General features: G+C 35.1%; 14 protein-coding genes. 8 read left to right on the forward strand and 6 right to left on the reverse strand.

Going from position 1 to position 18,515, the window contains the following annotated elements:
- The first annotated feature begins 9 nt into the window (after positions 1–9).
- Together V7S76_RS06565 and V7S76_RS06570 are read left to right on the forward strand one after the other, a co-directional pair.
- Positions 10–951, forward strand: a complete 942-nt coding sequence (locus tag V7S76_RS06565; RefSeq protein ID WP_459488831.1) for a ribose-phosphate pyrophosphokinase — start codon at positions 10–12, stop codon at positions 949–951.
- Between the two features lie 64 nt (positions 952–1,015).
- Positions 1,016–1,579 (forward strand): 50S ribosomal protein L25/general stress protein Ctc, encoded by a 564-nt coding sequence (locus V7S76_RS06570; protein WP_459509264.1) that lies wholly within the window; start codon positions 1,016–1,018, stop codon positions 1,577–1,579.
- A gap of 116 nt (positions 1,580–1,695) precedes the next feature.
- Here the strand turns inward: V7S76_RS06570 and V7S76_RS06575 are convergent, their stop codons facing one another.
- Together V7S76_RS06575 and V7S76_RS06580 are read right to left on the reverse strand one after the other, a co-directional pair.
- The gene (locus V7S76_RS06575; protein ID WP_459509265.1) at positions 1,696–3,867 is read right to left on the reverse strand and encodes a sodium-translocating pyrophosphatase; all 2,172 of its coding nucleotides are present in this window, start codon (positions 3,865–3,867) and stop codon (positions 1,696–1,698) included.
- A gap of 87 nt (positions 3,868–3,954) precedes the next feature.
- On the reverse strand, positions 3,955–6,552 hold the full coding sequence (locus tag V7S76_RS06580; RefSeq protein WP_459509266.1) for a DUF5686 and carboxypeptidase regulatory-like domain-containing protein: 2,598 nt from the start codon (positions 6,550–6,552) through the stop codon (positions 3,955–3,957).
- A 123-nt stretch (positions 6,553–6,675) separates the two neighbouring features.
- Between V7S76_RS06580 and V7S76_RS06585 the strand changes: the two genes are divergently transcribed.
- Positions 6,676–7,881: an aspartate aminotransferase family protein gene (locus V7S76_RS06585; RefSeq protein ID WP_459509267.1), complete on the forward strand. Its 1,206-nt coding sequence runs from the start codon at positions 6,676–6,678 to the stop codon at positions 7,879–7,881.
- Here V7S76_RS06585 and trxA read toward each other — a convergent pair.
- The 3 genes from trxA to V7S76_RS06600 all read right to left on the reverse strand — a co-directional run bounded on the left by trxA (position 7,878) and on the right by V7S76_RS06600 (position 12,520).
- A complete protein-coding gene (gene trxA, locus V7S76_RS06590; RefSeq protein WP_459488826.1) occupies positions 7,878–8,201 on the reverse strand; it encodes a thioredoxin in 324 nt (107 codons plus the stop codon). The two genes, V7S76_RS06585 and trxA, sit on opposite strands and share 4 nt — an antisense overlap.
- A gap of 71 nt (positions 8,202–8,272) precedes the next feature.
- Positions 8,273–11,836, reverse strand: coding sequence for a DNA polymerase III subunit alpha (gene dnaE / locus V7S76_RS06595; protein WP_459509268.1), 3,564 nt, complete (start codon positions 11,834–11,836; stop codon positions 8,273–8,275).
- 12 nt (positions 11,837–11,848) lie between these two features.
- Positions 11,849–12,520, reverse strand: a complete 672-nt coding sequence (locus V7S76_RS06600) for a DUF2461 domain-containing protein (RefSeq protein WP_459509269.1) — start codon at positions 12,518–12,520, stop codon at positions 11,849–11,851.
- 107 nt (positions 12,521–12,627) lie between these two features.
- Here V7S76_RS06600 and trpS point away from each other — a divergent pair, with 107 nt between their 5' ends.
- The gene (trpS, locus tag V7S76_RS06605) at positions 12,628–13,599 is read left to right on the forward strand and encodes a tryptophan--tRNA ligase (protein ID WP_459509270.1); all 972 of its coding nucleotides are present in this window, start codon (positions 12,628–12,630) and stop codon (positions 13,597–13,599) included.
- Positions 13,600–13,604: 5 nt separating this feature from the next.
- Positions 13,605–14,150, forward strand: a complete 546-nt coding sequence (locus V7S76_RS06610; protein ID WP_459509271.1) for a phosphatase PAP2 family protein — start codon at positions 13,605–13,607, stop codon at positions 14,148–14,150.
- Here V7S76_RS06610 and V7S76_RS06615 read toward each other — a convergent pair.
- A complete protein-coding gene (locus tag V7S76_RS06615; protein WP_459509272.1) occupies positions 14,119–15,129 on the reverse strand; it encodes an acyl-CoA reductase in 1,011 nt (336 codons plus the stop codon). The genes V7S76_RS06610 and V7S76_RS06615 overlap by 32 nt on opposite strands.
- Positions 15,130–15,279: 150 nt before the next feature.
- Here V7S76_RS06615 and V7S76_RS06620 point away from each other — a divergent pair, with 150 nt between their 5' ends.
- The 3 genes from V7S76_RS06620 (at position 15,280) to V7S76_RS06630 (ending at position 18,454) form a co-directional block, all read left to right on the forward strand.
- Positions 15,280–15,627, forward strand: coding sequence for a 4Fe-4S dicluster domain-containing protein (locus V7S76_RS06620; RefSeq protein WP_459509273.1), 348 nt, complete (start codon positions 15,280–15,282; stop codon positions 15,625–15,627).
- Positions 15,628–15,955: 328 nt separating this feature from the next.
- On the forward strand, positions 15,956–17,083 hold the full coding sequence (locus tag V7S76_RS06625) for a porin (RefSeq protein WP_459509274.1): 1,128 nt from the start codon (positions 15,956–15,958) through the stop codon (positions 17,081–17,083).
- Between the two features lie 27 nt (positions 17,084–17,110).
- Entirely contained in the window at positions 17,111–18,454 is a 1,344-nt protein-coding gene (locus V7S76_RS06630; protein WP_459509275.1) for an ammonium transporter, read from the forward strand.
- The last annotated feature ends 61 nt before the right edge of the window (positions 18,455–18,515 follow it).

Below are 18,515 nucleotides of genomic sequence, written 5' to 3' on the forward strand. Positions count from 1 at the left end.
AAATTTATCATGGCAGCCATCAATGCAGTAAAAATTTTTTCAGGTTCAGCTTCGAATTATTTAGCGAAAGAAATTGCTAAGTATTACGGAAAAGATTTAGGTGCTGCTACCACATTAAGATTCTCCGATGGAGAAATGTCACCAAGCTTTGATGAGTCGGTTCGTGGATGTGATGTATTTATTATTCAATCAACATTTCCGACTTCAGACAATTTAATGGAATTGTTATTGATGATTGATGCGGCAAGACGTGCATCTGCTCATTATGTAACAGCTGTCATGCCTTATTTTGGATATTCTCGTCAAGATAGAAAAGATCGTCCAAGAGTTGGTATTGGAGCCAAATTAATCGCAAATTTGTTAACCGCTGCTGGTGCAGATCGTTTAATGACGATTGATTTACACGCAGGTCAAATCCAGGGTTTTATGGATTTCCCAGTAGACCACTTGGAAGGAAATGCGATTTTTGTACCTTATTTAAAATCATTGAATTTAGAAAAAATCATTTTTGCATCTCCAGATGTAGGAGGAGTAGTTCGTACAAGAAATATGGCGAAATTCTTCAATGCAGAAATGGTTATTTGCGATAAACACCGTAAACGCGCCAATGAAATTGCCTCTATGCAATTAATTGGAAATGTAGAAGGTGCTGACGTCATCTTAGTAGATGATTTAATTGATACAGGTGGTACTTTATGCAAAGCCGCTCAATTAATCATGGAAAAAGGAGCGAAGTCAGTAAGGGCAGTAGTTACACACCCCGTTTTATCAGGTAATGCGTATGAAAACATTTCTAATTCTGTTTTAACTGAATTATTAGTAACTGATACCATTCCTCAAAAACAAGCGTGTGACAAAATTAAAGTTCTTTCTGTGGCTGAATTATTTGCCAAAGCAATTGGAAGAATTAGAGATCACGAATCTATCAGTTCATTATTTATTAAATATTAATTTCAACCGTTTTTAGGGGATAACCTTTGTTGAGTGAAAGACTAGAAACATTAACAAAAACAAAATGAAAAAATTAGAGATTGTAGGGTATAAAAGAGCGAATCTCGGAACTAAAGGCGCAAAAGACTTGCGTACTGAAGCTTTAGCTCCTTGCGTATTATATGGTGGAAAAGAGCAAGTACACTTTGCTGTACCAATGATTCTTTTCCGTGAATTATTATACTCAGCAGACGTTTATGAAGTTGAATTGAACATTGAAGGTGACAAATACCGTGCTATCTTACAAGATGCGCAATTTCACCCAGTAAATGAAATGATTCTTCATGTGGATTTCTTGGAAATCCAAGCAAACAAACCAATCAAAATTGCCGTACCTATTAAAATAATTGGAAATTCTCCAGGTGTAATTAAAGGGGGTAAAATGGTTCAAAAATTACGTAAAGTAACTTTGAAAGGTTTAGCTGAAAATATTCCTGATTATGTAACTGCTGATATTTCTGGATTAGATCTAGGTCAAACAGTTAAAGTAAATAAATTATCTGTTGAAGGATGTGAGATTTTAAATCCAATGTCAAATCCAGTAGCAACAATCGATATTCCAAGAGCATTAAGAGGTAAATTAGCTTAATTAATCTTCAAGGATTATCTTTTCTGATAGACAACAAAAAAACCACCAATTGGTGGTTTTTTTGTTGCTCAATAATATTAGGGAAATTTAACGAATTAAATTCCCCTAAGAATCAATTATTTTTTAGCAATTACTTTAACAATTGGAGCTTTCACCATTTTCGCAGAAGTATGTGTACCAGAATTTACTGCGATATAAGGAGCAATAACCAAAGAAACAATCGACATCAATTTGATCAAGATGTTCATAGATGGACCTGAAGTATCTTTAAATGGATCTCCAACTGTATCACCAGTTACAGCAGCCTTGTGAGGCTCTGAACCTTTTTTATACGTTTCACCATCAATGATTACGCCTTTTTCAAAAGACTTCTTCGCATTATCCCAAGCTCCACCAGCATTCGATTGGAAAATTCCCATCAAAACACCTGAAACTGTTACACCTGCCAATAAACCTCCTAAAACCTCTGGCCCCATAATAAAACCAACAATTACTGGAACAGATAAAGCAATTGCACCTGGTAAAATCATTTGTTTAATGGATGCTTCTGTAGAAATAGCAACACATTTCTCATATTCTGGTTTTGCTTTGTATTCCATAATACCTGGAATTTCACGGAATTGACGACGAACTTCGTTTACCATTTCCATGGCAGCTTTACCAACCGCTGAAATACACAATGCTGAAAAAATGAAAGGAATCATACCTCCAACAAATAAACCTGCTAAAACGTCTGCTTTATAAATGTCAATTTGTGTAATACCAGAAATACCAACAAACGCTGCAAATAAAGCTAATGAAGTCAAGGCTGCAGATGCAATCGCAAATCCTTTTCCAGTCGCAGCAGTTGTATTTCCTACAGCATCTAAATTATCTGTACGTTCACGAACCTCACTTGGTAATTGAGACATCTCTGCAATACCACCTGCATTATCCGCGATAGGACCAAAGGCATCAATGGCTAATTGCATGGCCGTAGTAGCCATCATACCTGCTGCAGCGATTGACACACCATAAATACCAGCAAAAAAGTAAGAGAAATAAATACCAGCAGCTAATACCAAAATTGGTAATACTGTTGATTCCATTCCTACCGCTAAACCTCCAATAATATTGGTGGCATGACCTGTACCTGATTTTTGAACGATTGAATCTACAGGACGTTTGCCCATTGCAGTATAATATTCAGTGATGATGGACATCAATGTTCCAACGATTAAACCAACTATAATGGAATAAAATACATCCATCGATGAAAATTCAAATCCACGTAAAACCAACGTTTCAGGTAAAATATTCTTCACTAAAAAGTAAGAAGTAACAAACGTAATTAAAATAGATGCATAATTACCTAAGTTCAAAGCGTTTTGAACAGAAGCTGTTTCACTATTAATACGAACAAAGAATGTGGAAACCAATGAAGCTAATAAACCAACACCAGCGATTAACATCGGTAATAATACCGGAGAAAATCCACCATAATTATCAGTTACTGAGATTTCTTGACCCAGTACCATGGTAGCCAAAATCGTAGCCACATAAGATCCAAACAAATCGGCACCCATACCAGCTACATCACCTACGTTATCTCCGACGTTATCAGCGATAGTTGCCGGGTTACGAACATCGTCCTCTGGAATACCAGCTTCTACTTTACCAACTAAATCAGCACCTACGTCAGCCGCTTTGGTATAAATACCTCCACCAACACGTGCAAATAAAGCAATCGATTCTGCACCTAAAGAGAAACCAGCTAATACTTCAATTGCCGTCTTCATTTCATCAGAAGTTAATGCTTTTCCTGCCGCAAAAATTTGATAGAATGTAATAAACAAACCACCTAAACCTAAAATAGCTAAACCTGCAACTCCCATTCCCATTACTGAACCTCCAGTAAATGAAACATTTAATGCCTTCGCTAAGGAAGTTCTAGCCGCTTCCGCAGTACGAACATTCGCTTTTGTTGCGACAATCATTCCAATATAACCAGCAGTTGCTGAAAATAATGCACCAATTAAAAATGCAACAGCAATAAGAGGAGATGAGTGAAAATTAGGACCTTCTTGACTACCTAACCAAGCTAATAATATAGCTGTTGGTATAGCAAAATAGGCTAAAATTTTCCATTCTGCCTTTAAAAATGCAATAGCTCCATCAGCAATATATCCTGATAACTCTTTCATTGTGTCATTTCCAGCATCTTGCTTCGACACCCAGCTAAACTTCCATGCTGTGTACAACAAACCCACTATACCAAAAGCAGGAACTAAGTAAACAATTGAATCCATAAATGTAATTTTTTAAAAGGGTATTTAAGTATGATAATATATCAAAAAAATTTAGCACGAAAATAAGATATTTTTGCCGAAAAACAATTAAAAAGGAACCCTAATAAGTAGTTTAAACTTTTCAGGAACCCAATTTCCCATGGGATAGACTAGATCAAGTCCTAATATGCCACCAATACCATCTAATCCATAAGATATTTCATGGTAATATTTATTTCCAACCACATTTTTGGAATAAAGCGCATTATACGTAAATGACTCCCTTAAGCCATACATATACAAAGCATCCAACTGTGTTAATGCAAATTTTCTAGGTTCCCAAGTAAAATGACCCCGTACTGAAGTCCCTGAAGTACTGTATAAGTAATAAGGAAGGGCTTTAAAACCAAAATCAAAACGGGAGGTAAAGATGATTTCATTACCCTTAAAATGTGTATAGTCTAGAAAACTATTGGGTTTTTCAATAAATTGAGTAGCGGAAAGCTGATACCTGAAATCACCTAATCTATTCAAATTCAAACGATTCGTAACAGACAATTCAACTGATTTAAAGGGATTATCCAGTAGGGCCTGAGCATAACTCAGACGGAAAATTAAACCTCTAGAATTATTCAAATAGACATTTTTATTGTATCGACGAAACGTAGCATTGGGTTGCCATTGAATCATTCCTTTCAAATAAACTTGTTGATCATTCGAAAAAGTGGTGTTCTGATTTTCTAAATTTATGGCAACATTCGGAGTGAATTTGTCGTAATTCTTAAATACACCTTGTTCCACAGAATTACTTACAGCGCTACGATTTCTAAATTCCCCTTCAAAAAACAATAAAAAATTAGAGCTGATCCGATTTCGATATTCGACATTGACGAATTCCTTTTGGTAATATTTGGCAAAATTTTGATTCAAAAAGAACGAATAAAAACTATTTAGGCGATCCGAAATAGGGAAAGTACTATTGATTTGCTTCAAACTATTTCCCAATTTTGCTGAAATAAATTGCCGACCATTTTGAAAAGTCCTTTCCATCCCAAATTCTCCATTCAAAACCTCTCTTTGAGCTGCCCATTTAAGATCGCCGAAGAATTTTAAAGAATTTTGTTCTTTAAATTGATTCAAATATTCAAATCCGTACTTCCATGTATTGCCATTCACTGCATTGAAATCATAGGATATGCCCGTAATACTAATTCGTTTACCAATGTCTTTCTTACGAAAATCATATACCTTTCCGGTAATTATTTGAGACCATTTAAAGATCGGTAATCGATTTAATGAATCCTCTGTTCTTTTTTTTGCTCCAGCGATATATAAACTGTCGGCCTTCTTATAAGCCAATTTTTCTTCATTTGTAAGAGGGACCTGACGTTCCTGAGTCCAAAAATCTTCCGATTTCAAATTAGCCAACGAATCTACTTCAAAATCATATTCAGATTCAAATACAGTTCCTTCTTTTTCTTCAATTTCTTTCTCTTCCGCTTTTTCAATAGTTTTTAAAGCTTTTTTCAATTTCTTTCTGGTTATATCACCAGAAATAGCTGTTTTTGCATCTTTGAAGGATTTTATTTTTTCCTTGTCAATTTCCTTTGCCAACGATTTTTCTAATCTTTCTTCAATAATTTGAGGCTTAACTACAAAAGCAGGATCTACTTTAATGTTGTATTCTTTAATTTGAGTTACATAACTAAAATTAGCCTCAATACCCATTACATTAAAATTGGTCCGAACATCATAATTAATCGGCATCCAAACCCCATAAAATTGAGCATTCTGCTGCTGAAAGTTGATCTGGGCATTGGAAGACTTAAAATTCAAATTAAACGAATAAATAGACCATGTATCTTCCACGACATTAATGGTTCCGTCAAATAAATCATCCGATAAAGCTTTTGGCATTACTCGAATTTTACTGATCGTCAAATCATTCAATTTAAAACTACCTAAATAAGAAAATTGATAGAAACTAAATGCATTGGGAGCTACAGGAGAAATGATTCCACTCCAAACTCTCGGTTTATAAAAATTTGTTTGGGCCACGCGCAGATTCAAGGCCCCATCTCTCAATTGAGCAGGTAAATTATTTCGATTGGAAATAACCTTCTCTTGAATTTTATTCGGTTTTTGAAAATTAATTTGATTGACCCCTTCCAGCATGTAAGTGGTACCCACTTTTATGCCAGCATCTTTTTCCATTTGCTTCCCGACAGCCCATTTGATAATTTTTGACATAGAATTAATTTTTCCAACGCCCTTTACATAGGCTCGTGCTGAATAACTTGAAACTTCTTTCAAATGAAAAGGTGCCATAGAAATCATTCTACGCATGATACCAATGGCTGGATCTTCTTTAAGTCCACCAACTTTGACATCCTGTAAAGTAACGGCTTGTTCCACCAAGACAATATTCAACTCCTTATCTTCATCACCTTTATTGAAATGAATGGACACCGTTTTGGGAGCGAATCCCAAAAATCGAAAAACAACTTGATGGTCTCCAGGGCCTAAAACAAATTGATATTGCCCGTTTTCATTAGCAATCGTACCTTTATTTAGATTTTGAATCCAAATTGTGGCAAAAGGTAAAATTTCACCTTTGGAATCTTTTACCAGTCCTTTAATACTTTGAGAATAAACACTAAGTGAAATCAAATTGATCAGTAGGCCGGCGATTAGATATTTTCTCATATTTAAAATTAAGAATTTTTAAAGTTAGCAAAGAAAGTAAATTCCAGTCTTTGACAAAAGGTCAAAAATAAGTATTGAAGGCTTTTTAACTTTATTTAAGGAATATTAATAAATTTGTGTTCAATGAATATATCACATCGTCAACTTTTTTTAAATCACATAGCTCAAACTTCAGATGCACCCCTTGCGCTTGAAATAGTCAAAGCGGAACATATCTATCTATACGACCATGCAGGAAAATCGTATATCGATCTCATTTCTGGAATAGCGGTTTCAAATGTGGGTCACAGGCATCCAAAAGTTGTTCAAGCCATCAAAGATCAAGTAGATTCTTATATGCACCTGATGGTCTACGGTGAATATATTCAAGGTCCTCAAGTTCAATTGGCTAAAGCTTTAATTAAATCAACCAAAAGTGAAATCCTAAATCAAGTCTATTTTACCAATTCCGGTACTGAAGCGGTGGAAGGAGCAATGAAATTGGCCAAACGATATACGGGAAAAACCGAAATCATTTCTTGCTTGAATGCCTATCATGGTGCCACTCAAGGTGCTTTATCATTGGCCGGCGATGAGAATTTTAAAAATAGCTTTCGACCTTTAATTCCCGGTATTAAACATATTCGACATGGAAATAACCAAGATTTAAGTGAAATAACGACTCAAACAGCAGCTGTTGTCATTGAAATTGTCGCCGGAGAAGCAGGAGTGAGGTTGGCAGAAAAATCCTATTTTCAAGCTTTAAGAGACAAATGTACCGAAACAGGTACTTTGTTAATCATTGATGAAATCCAAACAGGCTTCGGGCGAACAGGTACCTTTTGGGCGTATCAAGCAACCGATATTGAACCTGATATTTTATTGACTGCCAAAGGAATGGGCGGAGGAATGCCTTTGGGGGCCTTTATATCCTCAGAAAAAATAATGCACACACTTACTCACCAACCTGTTTTAGGTCATATAACTACCTTTGGCGGGCATCCGGTTAGTTGTGCAGCCTCCTTGGCTACACTAGAAATTCTAATGGAGAATAAATATATCGAAGATGCGAATCAGAAAGGAAATCTCTTTAAGGACTATTTAAAACATCCAATGATTAGAGAAATTCGGGGTATTGGATTGATGATAGCGGTAGAATTCGATGATTTCAAAACTGTTAAATCCATCATCGATGAATGTATTCAGATGGGTTTAATTACAGATTGGTTTTTATTTTGCGATAATTCTTTAAGAATTGCACCACCTTTGGTCATAACAGAAGAGGAAATAAAAATAGCTTGCAACATTTTGTTACAAGCTATTGATAAAATTGAAAAATCAACTATTTAAGCGTGTTTCAATAAAGTTTCCGCCAAAACTGATTTCGGAATATTTCCACCTACCAATCTTTCTTTCATTTCTCCATTTTTGAAAACCATCAAAGTTGGGATTGAACGAATACCTAAAGATGCAGGAACTGCTGAATTTAAATCTACATTCATTTTTGCAACTATCGCTTGACCTTCAACTTCTCCCGCCAATTCTTCAACGATTGGTCCAATCATTTTACAAGGTCCACACCATTCAGCCCAAAAATCAACTAAAACTGGTGTATCAGAGCCGATAAGCTCTTGAAAATTGGCATCTGTTGCCTCTACGTATTTTCCCATGATTATTAATATTTTAAAAAAACAAAATTAAGATATAAATTACAATTTATAATAAATTAAAACTCAAATATTTAAGAGATCAACTTTACCTGAACAGCCTCCATTTCTCCAAGTTCTGAAATCAATTTTTTGCCAATATTTACTTGCGTCTTTCTTGACAAAAATTCCAATTGAATTTTCTCCTCCTCATCAAAAACCTCTATTGTTAATTTCTTATTCCCTTTGTGGTTATCCAATGTTTTTGATAATTGTCCTAAAAGTTCTTGATCTAAACGTCTTAAACTAAAAGAAAGTTTCAACTCTTTGGTTCTTTCTGTTAAAATTTCAGATAACAATTCAATGGACTGGATTTTAAATGCCATTTGATCGGAATAGGAATTCTTTAATTTGTAGACTCCCTGAATAAATAATAACCTATCTACCGCAATAAATCGCTCAAATTCAATGTAATCCTTTGCAAACAAAGCAAACTCATGATTACCCGTATAATCTTCCAATACAAAAATCATAAATTGATTTCCGTTTCCGGCGGTTCGTACAGTTACCTTGGTAACGATTCCGGCTATGGACTGTACACTATTCGGTCTTGAATCCAATTGTGCGATAGAGGAATTACAAAAGTTTTTAATTTCCAATTCATATTCATCCAATGGATGCCCGGAAATATAGACTCCTACTACCTCTTTTTCATTCTTCAATTGCTCCATAACAGACCATTGCTCGATTGTAGGGGTTTTAGGTTTTGCGATATCATTACCTGTTCCAGCGCCTAACTCGCCAAAAAGGGATTGACTAGCAGAAGCTTTCAATTCTGCCATTTTTGCCGCATAACGAGCAATTTTCTCAATAAAACTTGTTCCCTCTTGATCTATGTGAAAATAATGCGATCTTGGAATATCGGTAAAACAATCAAAAGCACCAGCATAGGCCAATGATTCCATACTTTTTTTATTTACTTGTCGGATATTTACTCGGGAAACAAAATCAAAAATATCCTTATACTCGCCATTTTTATTTCTTTCTTCTACAATCGCCTCAACAGCTGCTTCACCAACACCTTTTATAGCCCCCATTCCAAATCGAATTTGGCCTTTTTTATTCACCTCAAAAGAACGAGAAGATTCATTTACATCGGGTACCAACAAATCCAAACCCATTCGTTTGCACTCGTCCATAAAAAAGGTAATCTTTTCAATGTTGCCCAATGAATTAGAAAGTACCGCCGACATGTATTCGGGTGGGTAATTGGCTTTTAAATAACCTGTTTGATAAGCTACTAAGCCATAACAGGTTGAGTGTGATTTATTAAAAGCATACTGCGCAAACGCTTCCCAGTCGGTCCAAATTTTTTCCAATCGATCGGCAGGGTGATTGTTTGCTTGACCACCATCCATGAATTTTCCTTTCATTTTATCGATGGTTGCCTTATCTTTTTTACCCATGGCTTTTCTCAAAACATCCGCATCACCTTTGGTGAAATTGGCCAATTTTTGAGATAAAAGCATTACCTGTTCTTGATAAACGGTAATTCCATAGGTATCACTTAAATATTCTTCCATGGCAGGAACATCGTATTCGATTTTTTCACGGCCATGTTTACGAGCAATGTAATTCGGAATATAAACCATTGGCCCTGGTCTAAACAGGGCATTCATGGCAATTAAATCCGAAAACTGATCAGGTTTTAAATCTCGTAAATGTTTTTGCATTCCCGGAGATTCAAACTGAAATGTTCCATTGGTCTCAGCTTTTTGATATAATTCAAAGGTTTTTGCATCGTCCAAAGGCAAATCATCAAGGATAATGACTTCATTATGATTTTGCTTAATTAACCGAACAGCCTCCTTTAAAATAGACAAGGTTTTTAAGCCCAAAAAGTCCATTTTGATAACTCCAGCACTTTCAATGACCGAGCCATCAAATTGTGTAATCAATAAATTAACATCTTTGGAGGTGGCGACTGGTAAAATTTCCGTTAAGTCATTGGGTGCAATAATGATTCCGGCCGCGTGAATTCCCGTGCCACGAACGGAGCCTTCCAAAATCAATGCCGACTCAATCACACGAGAAGCAAGACCACCTTGAGCATTGATTTCTCGTAATTGCTTCACCTGCTCTAATTCATCTGAGCTTAAATTCTCCTTATCAGATAAACTTCCTTCACCCGTTAAAGGGGCATTCACCACTCTTTCCAAGGAAATTTTGGGTTTATCTGGTACTAATTTTGCCAAAGCATTCGACTCAGAAAGGGGTAAATCCAACACCCTAGCAACGTCTTTTAAGGACATTTTAGCCGCCATGGTTCCATAGGTTGCAATATGAGCAACCTGATTTCGACCATATTTATCAACTACATAATCAATCACCTTTTGTCGACCTTCATCATCAAAATCCGTATCAATATCGGGCAATGATTTTCGATCAGGATTTAAAAAACGCTCAAAAAGTAAATTATATTTAATCGGATCAATATTTGTGATGCCTAGACAATAAGCTACCACTGAACCTGCGGCAGAACCACGACCTGGTCCTACATAAACACCTAATTCTTTACCTGCATTGATAAAATCAGCCACAATTAAGAAATAGCCGGCAAAACCCATAGTTCGAATGGTATGCAATTCGAACTTAATTCTTTCTTCAACAATTTGATCGATATCCACATAACGTTTTTTGGCTCCTTCCCAGGTAAGATGTTCCAAAAAATCATCTTGAGTCAAAAAAGTCTTTGGTATTTGAAAATTGGGGAGTAAAACATCTTTCTTCAATTCCAATGTATCTACTTTGCCAACAATTTCATTGGTATTGTCGATCGATTCCGGGATATGTGACCAAAGCTGAGTCATTTCAGCCGTAGTTTTAAAGTAAAATTGATCATTATAAAAAGCAAAACGTTTGCCTTTCATATCAAAATCGCCTTCAATATCTTTATAAGTAGGAGTGGCCTGTTTTTCGCCCGTATTGATACATAATAAAATATCATGCGCATTGGCATCTTTTTGGTCCAAATAATGGCTGTCATTAGAAGCAATGATCTTGACATTGTATTTTTTGGCAAACCTCACTAATACTTCATTAACCGTCTGCTGTTCAGGAATATGGTGGTTTTGAACTTCAATGTAATAATCTTCCCCAAACAAATCCAACCACCATTTAAACTCTTTTTCAGCTTCATCTTCACCCGAACGAAGAATGGCTTGAGGAACACTTGCTCCTAAACAACAGGTCGTCGCAATTAAACCTTTATGGTATTTTAAAACAAGTTCCTTATCGATTCGAGGATATTTAGAATACATCCCTTCCATAAATCCCAAAGAACATAACTTGACCAAGTTTTGATATCCTTCAGCATTTTTTGCTAAAAACAACTGATGGTACCTTTTATCTTTTTGTTCTTTGGTAAATGCTTGTTTATGCCTGTTTTCAACCAAATAAAACTCGCAACCCACAATGGGTTTTACACCATGTTTCCCAGCCTCTGCCACAAATTGAAATGCGCCAAACATATTACCATGATCAGTAATAGCAACCGCTGGCATATGATCAGCTTTTGCTTTTTTGAACATAGAAGATATTTTAGACGCACCATCCAACAATGAAAATTGTGAATGGTTGTGCAAATGAGAAAACTGCATATTTGTTATTTATTAAAATTCTTTGTCAAAAAAAGCCGCATTTAAATAATCCAAAAATGGCTTTAATAACTTAGCCGATTCCATTAAACGGGGTATAAATTCAGAACTAGTCACTTCATTATCAGTAAATTTATGCCAAAAAAACAATTGCTTTTTTTTCAATAAATAAACATCTTCATGATCTTTTTCAAATCCTTTGGGTGCATTTTTTAAAGATTCACCTTCCTCTTCTCCAAAACACAATTTAAATGCAGGAGAATAAATGATATCCTTCAACACTTTGGCATTGTAATCAATTTCTTGTCGGAATTTCAATAATTGTTCCGGAGTAGGGGCATACATTCCTCCTCCGATAAAGGATTTATTTCCAGGTTCAATGTGTAAATAATAATCCATTAAACCAGATTTCCTTCCTCCCTCAGAGAAACTTGCTGAAAACCAGGTCTTATAAGGTAATTTATCTTTGGAAAACCGGACGTCCTTGTAAATACGATAGGAGCAATCCTTCAATTGCACTCCATCCATATTTTCAAAATCTTTGAATTCATGAATTAAATCAATAATCAAAGCATCAAAAGTTTTTTTTTCAATATCGTATCTCGACTTATTCTGTGCAAACCATTCTCGTGTATTATTCGACTTTAGATCAATTAAAAAAGTTAATAAACTAGGGGAAATGGACATGAAAATTAAAAAAGAAATTGAAAAAACGAATTTATAGAAATTCTAGCAATTAGTTTTGGGAGTTGTCAACGAATTTCGTGATTTTTGCAAAATTTTTATTTTATCTCATGCGAATTTTAACAGGCATACAATCTTCAGGCAAACCTCACTTAGGAAATATCTTGGGCGCCATTTTACCTGCGGTTGAACTTTCGAAAAAACCAGGCAATGATTCTTTTCTTTTCATTGCTGATTTACATACATTGACCAGCTTAAAAGATGGAAATACGATTCGAAATAACACATTATCGATTGCGGCGGCTTGGTTAGCATTTGGATTTGATACAGAAAAAAATTATTTCTACCGTCAATCGAAATTAGCTCCTTATCACACCGAATTAATGTGGTATTTAAACTGCTTTACGCCATTCCCTATGCTTGCGAACGCGCATAGTTTCAAAGATAAATCCAGTAAACTAGCAGATGTAAATGCGGGTTTGTTTACGTACCCTGTTTTACAAGCTGCGGACATCTTATTATACGATGCAGAACTTATCCCAGTAGGAAAAGACCAAAGACAACACATTGAAATGACAAGAGATATGGCATCTACTGTTAATCGCTTAGCAGGAAAAGATGTTTTTGTTATTCCAGAAGCTCAAATCAATGAAAGTGTGATGACCATTCCAGGAATTGATGGCCAAAAAATGAGCAAGTCATTGAACAACTACATTGACATATTCCTACCTGAAAAAGATCTGTTAAAACAAATTAAAAAAATCGTCACAGATGCAACGCCATTAGAAGATCCAAAGAATCCAGATGATGACATAACATTCAAATTATACAATCTTATGGCAAATGATGCTCAAATCAAGGAAATGAGAGAGAATTATTTAAAAGGAGGTTATGGGTATGGGCATGCCAAACAAGCATTGCATGAATTAATGTTGGACTATTTTAAAGATGCCAGAGAAAAATTTGATTACTACATGTCAAATCCATCCATCATAGAAGAAAAATTAGAAGAAGGAGAGAAGAAGGTAAAACCGATAGCCGAAAAAACAATCGCACGGGTTAGAGATTTATTTAAATTCTAAAAAAAATGTGGCCAAATTGGGACAAAGAGTTATTTAAATGGATTAATCAACATCATTCGGAGTTAATAGATCCCATGATGATTGTATTATCGAATAAATACGTCTGGATTCCATTTTATCTATTTCTTATTTATCAATTATTCCGAAAAAATAAATTACCCATTTTCAAATCGGTCCTTTACTTAATCAGTGTCATTGTTGCTGCAGATCAACTATCTTCTTCCGTTTTAAAACCACTTTTTCAACGGTTAAGACCCTGCCATGTGGAAGAATTCCAATCTTGGATACATTTAGCCGACGGTTGTGGCGGGCAATTTGGTTTCTGCTCATCACATGCAGCCAATTCATTTGGACTTGCGTTTGCTTATTATTTTCTAACACAAAACCGAAAGATGTATTGGATCATGCTTGTCTGGGCAACGCTCGTTTCTTATAGTAGAATTTATTTAGGAGCACATTATCCACTTGATGTGCTAACAGGAGCATTGATTGGTTTAATTGCCGCCTTTGGTTTACAATTTATATTCCGACTAAAAAATCATATGAATTAATTCCATCTGCAAAGTCTGTTAAGGCAGGGTGTTGACTTTGACCAAAATCTACTACACCATCTATGCTTAACGATCTAGTGACAATGCATTGAATTTTTTCCTCTTGAGAAACCAAAAAATCCTTTACTTCATCTATATGTTGATAACGATGAACGTACAATACACCTACAGGTGATACTAAATCGGCGTTTTCCAAAACCAATAAATTACCTAAATCAAAATGCTTTATTTGATTTAAAAGCATGAGCGTTCGTTGGTACTGGTAGTTATTGGAGTACTTATTATGATCAAGCACCCAACTTTCTAAGGTTAGAACATCAAATAAAGGGATTAAATCAAAATCATGTGGGACAAAAATACTTGAAACATTTCGACAGCCTAAACCATAATAATTGAAAATATCATTCGCTAAGGATTTAAAATCAGAAAAGGATTCATTTCCATCCAATACCGCCAATGAAGTCCGATTTTTTCGAATGATATGAGGAATATTTTTAAAATATTGAGAGAAATAATTGGCAGAAAAATCGCTTCCAGTAGCGATAATACAATCTAAACCAAAAACCTTTTCTACTTCTTGAACAGGAATTTCAGGATCAAAATCCCTCATTGCGGCCATAAACATCCGCATGATGGATTTATCTTGAGAACTCAATTTTACAAAACACCGATGTCCACTGGCCAAAGTCATCAATACATCATGTAAACCAACAGCTGGCAAATTACCCGCTAAAATCAAGCCAACAGATTTTGGGAGAGAAGAAGGATCTTTTTGAGAATTAAAAAAATATTCCCAAGAATCAGTATTAAAAAATTGAACTTGAATGGCATTCAATGCATTTCGAATTAAATGATCTGAAAACCAAGGATTTTCATTCTTTGCATTATCTATAAATAATTCAATTTTTTCCACATTAGATGAAGAAGTGAAATAAGTTGATAAAAACTGAATCAATTGAATAAAAGAATCTTTTTTCATGAAAGCGGATAAAATCGATAAATAAAATGAACACAAAGTTCTGAAAATTTTGCAATAGTCTGTTAAAAATATATACTATTCAAAATTATGTATGTAAATTGCACAAAAAATCAGAAAATAGGATAGAATTCCTGTCTTAAATTATAGATTATGGCGATTATTATCACAGAAGAATGTATTAATTGTGGGGCTTGTGAACCTGAATGCCCAAACACAGCAATTTATGAAGGTGGAGTAGAATGGACATGGGCTGGAGGAACTTCTTTAACTGAGGTAGAATTAGAAGATGGTTCCAGTATGGATGCCAAAACCCCCATTGAACCTGTATCTGAGGAATTTTATTACATCGTTCCCGATAAATGTACAGAATGCACAGGTTTCCATGAAGAGCCTCAATGTGCGGCAGTTTGTCCGGTCGACTGCTGTGTTCCTGATCCTGATCATGAAGAAGATGGCGAAACTTTGTTAGCTAAAAAATCGTGGTTACACGCTGAATAAAATTAAAAAAAATATTTTTATTAAAAAAAGACTGCTTAGGCAGTCTTTTTTTTGTCCAAATTCCATCATATATAAATCAATTTCTCCATTAATGTAAAAATTTAACTTTTTCAATATTTTAAAAATTAAGTATTATTTTTAATCTATTTTTAATCAAAAATTGCAAAAACTATAATTTTAGGTTTGAATTTGAACTAATTTTTGGTTAAAAAATGATTTTTTTAAAATAATTAGTTAAAATTTAAACTAAAATGTTTGCATAATAAAAAAAAGTGGTGCACCTTTGTTTCAGTAATCAAGCATTTATAACATCAAAACAATCCCGCTTATGAAAAAGACAATCCTTACCCTCGCTTTAAGCTCTTTTTGCTTTCTAGGATTTTCCCAAGAAAAAGAAACAGAATCAAGTAAGTTCACATTTTCAGGCTACATTGATTCGTACTATTTTTTAAACTTCAACAGTCCTTCCAATAGAAGTAACTTAGGAGCCTCCGGATACGAGAGAGCATTCGATCAAAAATCAAGTCAATTTTCTTTGGGATTAGTTCAAACGAAATTCGGATACAGCACTAAAAGTTCAGACGTCGTAGTCGATTTAACTTTTGGACCCAATGCTGACCTAGGACAATACGGTAACGTAGTTGGTCCATTAGGAGTAGGTAAAGCAAGTACAGCTTTGGCCATCAAACAAGCTTATTTCAATTGGAAAGCTTCTGACAAATTGACATTTACAGCTGGACAATTTGGAACACATATTGGATATGAGGTAATTGATGCTCCAGTCAACTATAATTATTCTTTATCAAATCTTTTCAATAACGGACCATTCTACCACATTGGAGCAAAAGCAAATTATGCATTCTCTGATAAAGCTGCTTTAATGTTAGGTTTGGTAAATAACGTAGACAACCTAAATGACAACAATTCCTCTAAAGGTTTAATTGGACAGTTATTTGTGTCACCAACTGCTGGATGGAATTTATACGTTAATGGAATTACTTCAGATGAATCCAACGACAACGATGGAAGTTCTTACACTTTATTAGATTTAACAACTTCATACCAAATTACTCCTAAATATTTATTAGGTTTAAATGCAGCATATGGAACTCAATCTGGAGATTATCAAGGTGGTGGCAATATCGGAAAATCAAAAGAGTGGGGTGGGGTTGCGCTATATTCTAACTATGCATTTACAGATAAATTTAGTTTAGGTGGCAGATATGAAGTATTTGACAACACTTCAGGAGCTAGAGGATTAAGAAATTCAGATGGTGGTGGCACAGATGTGACATCGGTTACTATCACAGCAACTTTCACCGCTGCAGAAGGACATTTATTAATCAAACCTGAGCTTAGAACAGATGCTTACAAAACAGCTCAATTTGTTGATGGTGACGGAAAATCTCAAAAATCACAAACAACATTAGGTGCCGTATTTATTTATAAATTTTAATTATCAATCTTTTAATCCATTACGAACATGACAACACAAAAACCAACATGGATACCGCTACTTGTTTTAGTAGCCATCTCCGCACTCGCATTATTCACTAATCTACCAGGCACAATGCCAACAGAAGGTATAGATACTGGTGACACCGCTTGGATGATTGTAGCATCAGGCTTAGTATTATTAATGACACCAGGATTAGCGTATTTCTATGGTGGAATGGTTAATCACAAGAACGTAATTTCAACCATGTTGCAATCATTTATTGCCATGGGGGTAATTAGTGTTATTTGGGTAGTTTTCGGTTTTAGTCTTGCATTCGGAGATTCTATTGGCGGATGGATTGGTGATCCAAGAACATTTTTCATGTTCAATAATGTTTTTGATCACAAATTATCATTAGGTTCTGGCGATCAATTAAAGTTTACCATTCCTTTTGCTCTTTTTGCATTTTTTCAAATGAAATTTGCTGTAATCACTCCAGCGTTAATCTCAGGAGCTTTGGCAGAAAGAATTAATTTTAGAGCTTTTGTTTTGTTCATGGTGTTGTTTTGTGTGGCAGTTTATGCTCCATTGGCACACTGGACTTGGCATCCAGATGGATTCTTATTTAATCTAGGTGTTTTGGATTTTGCTGGTGGTACGGTGGTACATATGTCAGCAGGTTGGGCAGCATTAGCTGGAGCATTATATTTAAGAAGAAGAAAATCTCATATTGAATCAAATATTACACCACCAGCAAACATTCCTTATGTTTTATTAGGTACAGGTTTATTATGGTTTGGATGGTTTGGTTTTAATGCAGGCTCTGCGGTAGGTGCTAATTCATTAGCCGTTTCAGCGTTTGCAACAACTCACGTAGCAGCAGCTGCTGCAGGTTTATCTTGGATTTTATTTGATGTAACTCGTGGTAAAAAGGTTTCTGCTTTAGGATTCTGTATCGGAGCAGTAGTTGGTTTAGTAGCAATTACCCCAGCTTCAGGATTTGTAACTGTACCTGTTGCCATTTTCATTGGAGTTATTTCAGCTATAGTTTCTAACATTATTGCTCATTGGAGAGCAACTTCTAATTTAGATGATACTTTAGATGTTTTCCCTTGCCATGGTGTAGGTGGAATGATGGGTATGTTGATGACAGGTATTTTCGCAACAAGTGCTGTAAACGCTGCAGTAGCAGAAAACGGATTATTTTACGGCGAAACAAGTCTATTTGTTAAACACATTTTAGCTTTAGCTATTGTTTCAGCTTTTGCTTTCTCAGTATCGTATATCTTATTAATTATTACAGATAAAATTATTCCTTTACGTGTTACTGAAGAAGAAGAAAGATTAGGATTGGATATTTCTCAACATGATGAATCATTAGCAGAATAATCCATTATAAACAAAGCCGCAAGTAATGGTTCTTGTGGTTTTGTTTCAATCAAAAAGTCGG

The sequence above is a fragment of the Aquirufa sp. ROCK2-A2 genome (assembly GCF_054558485.1).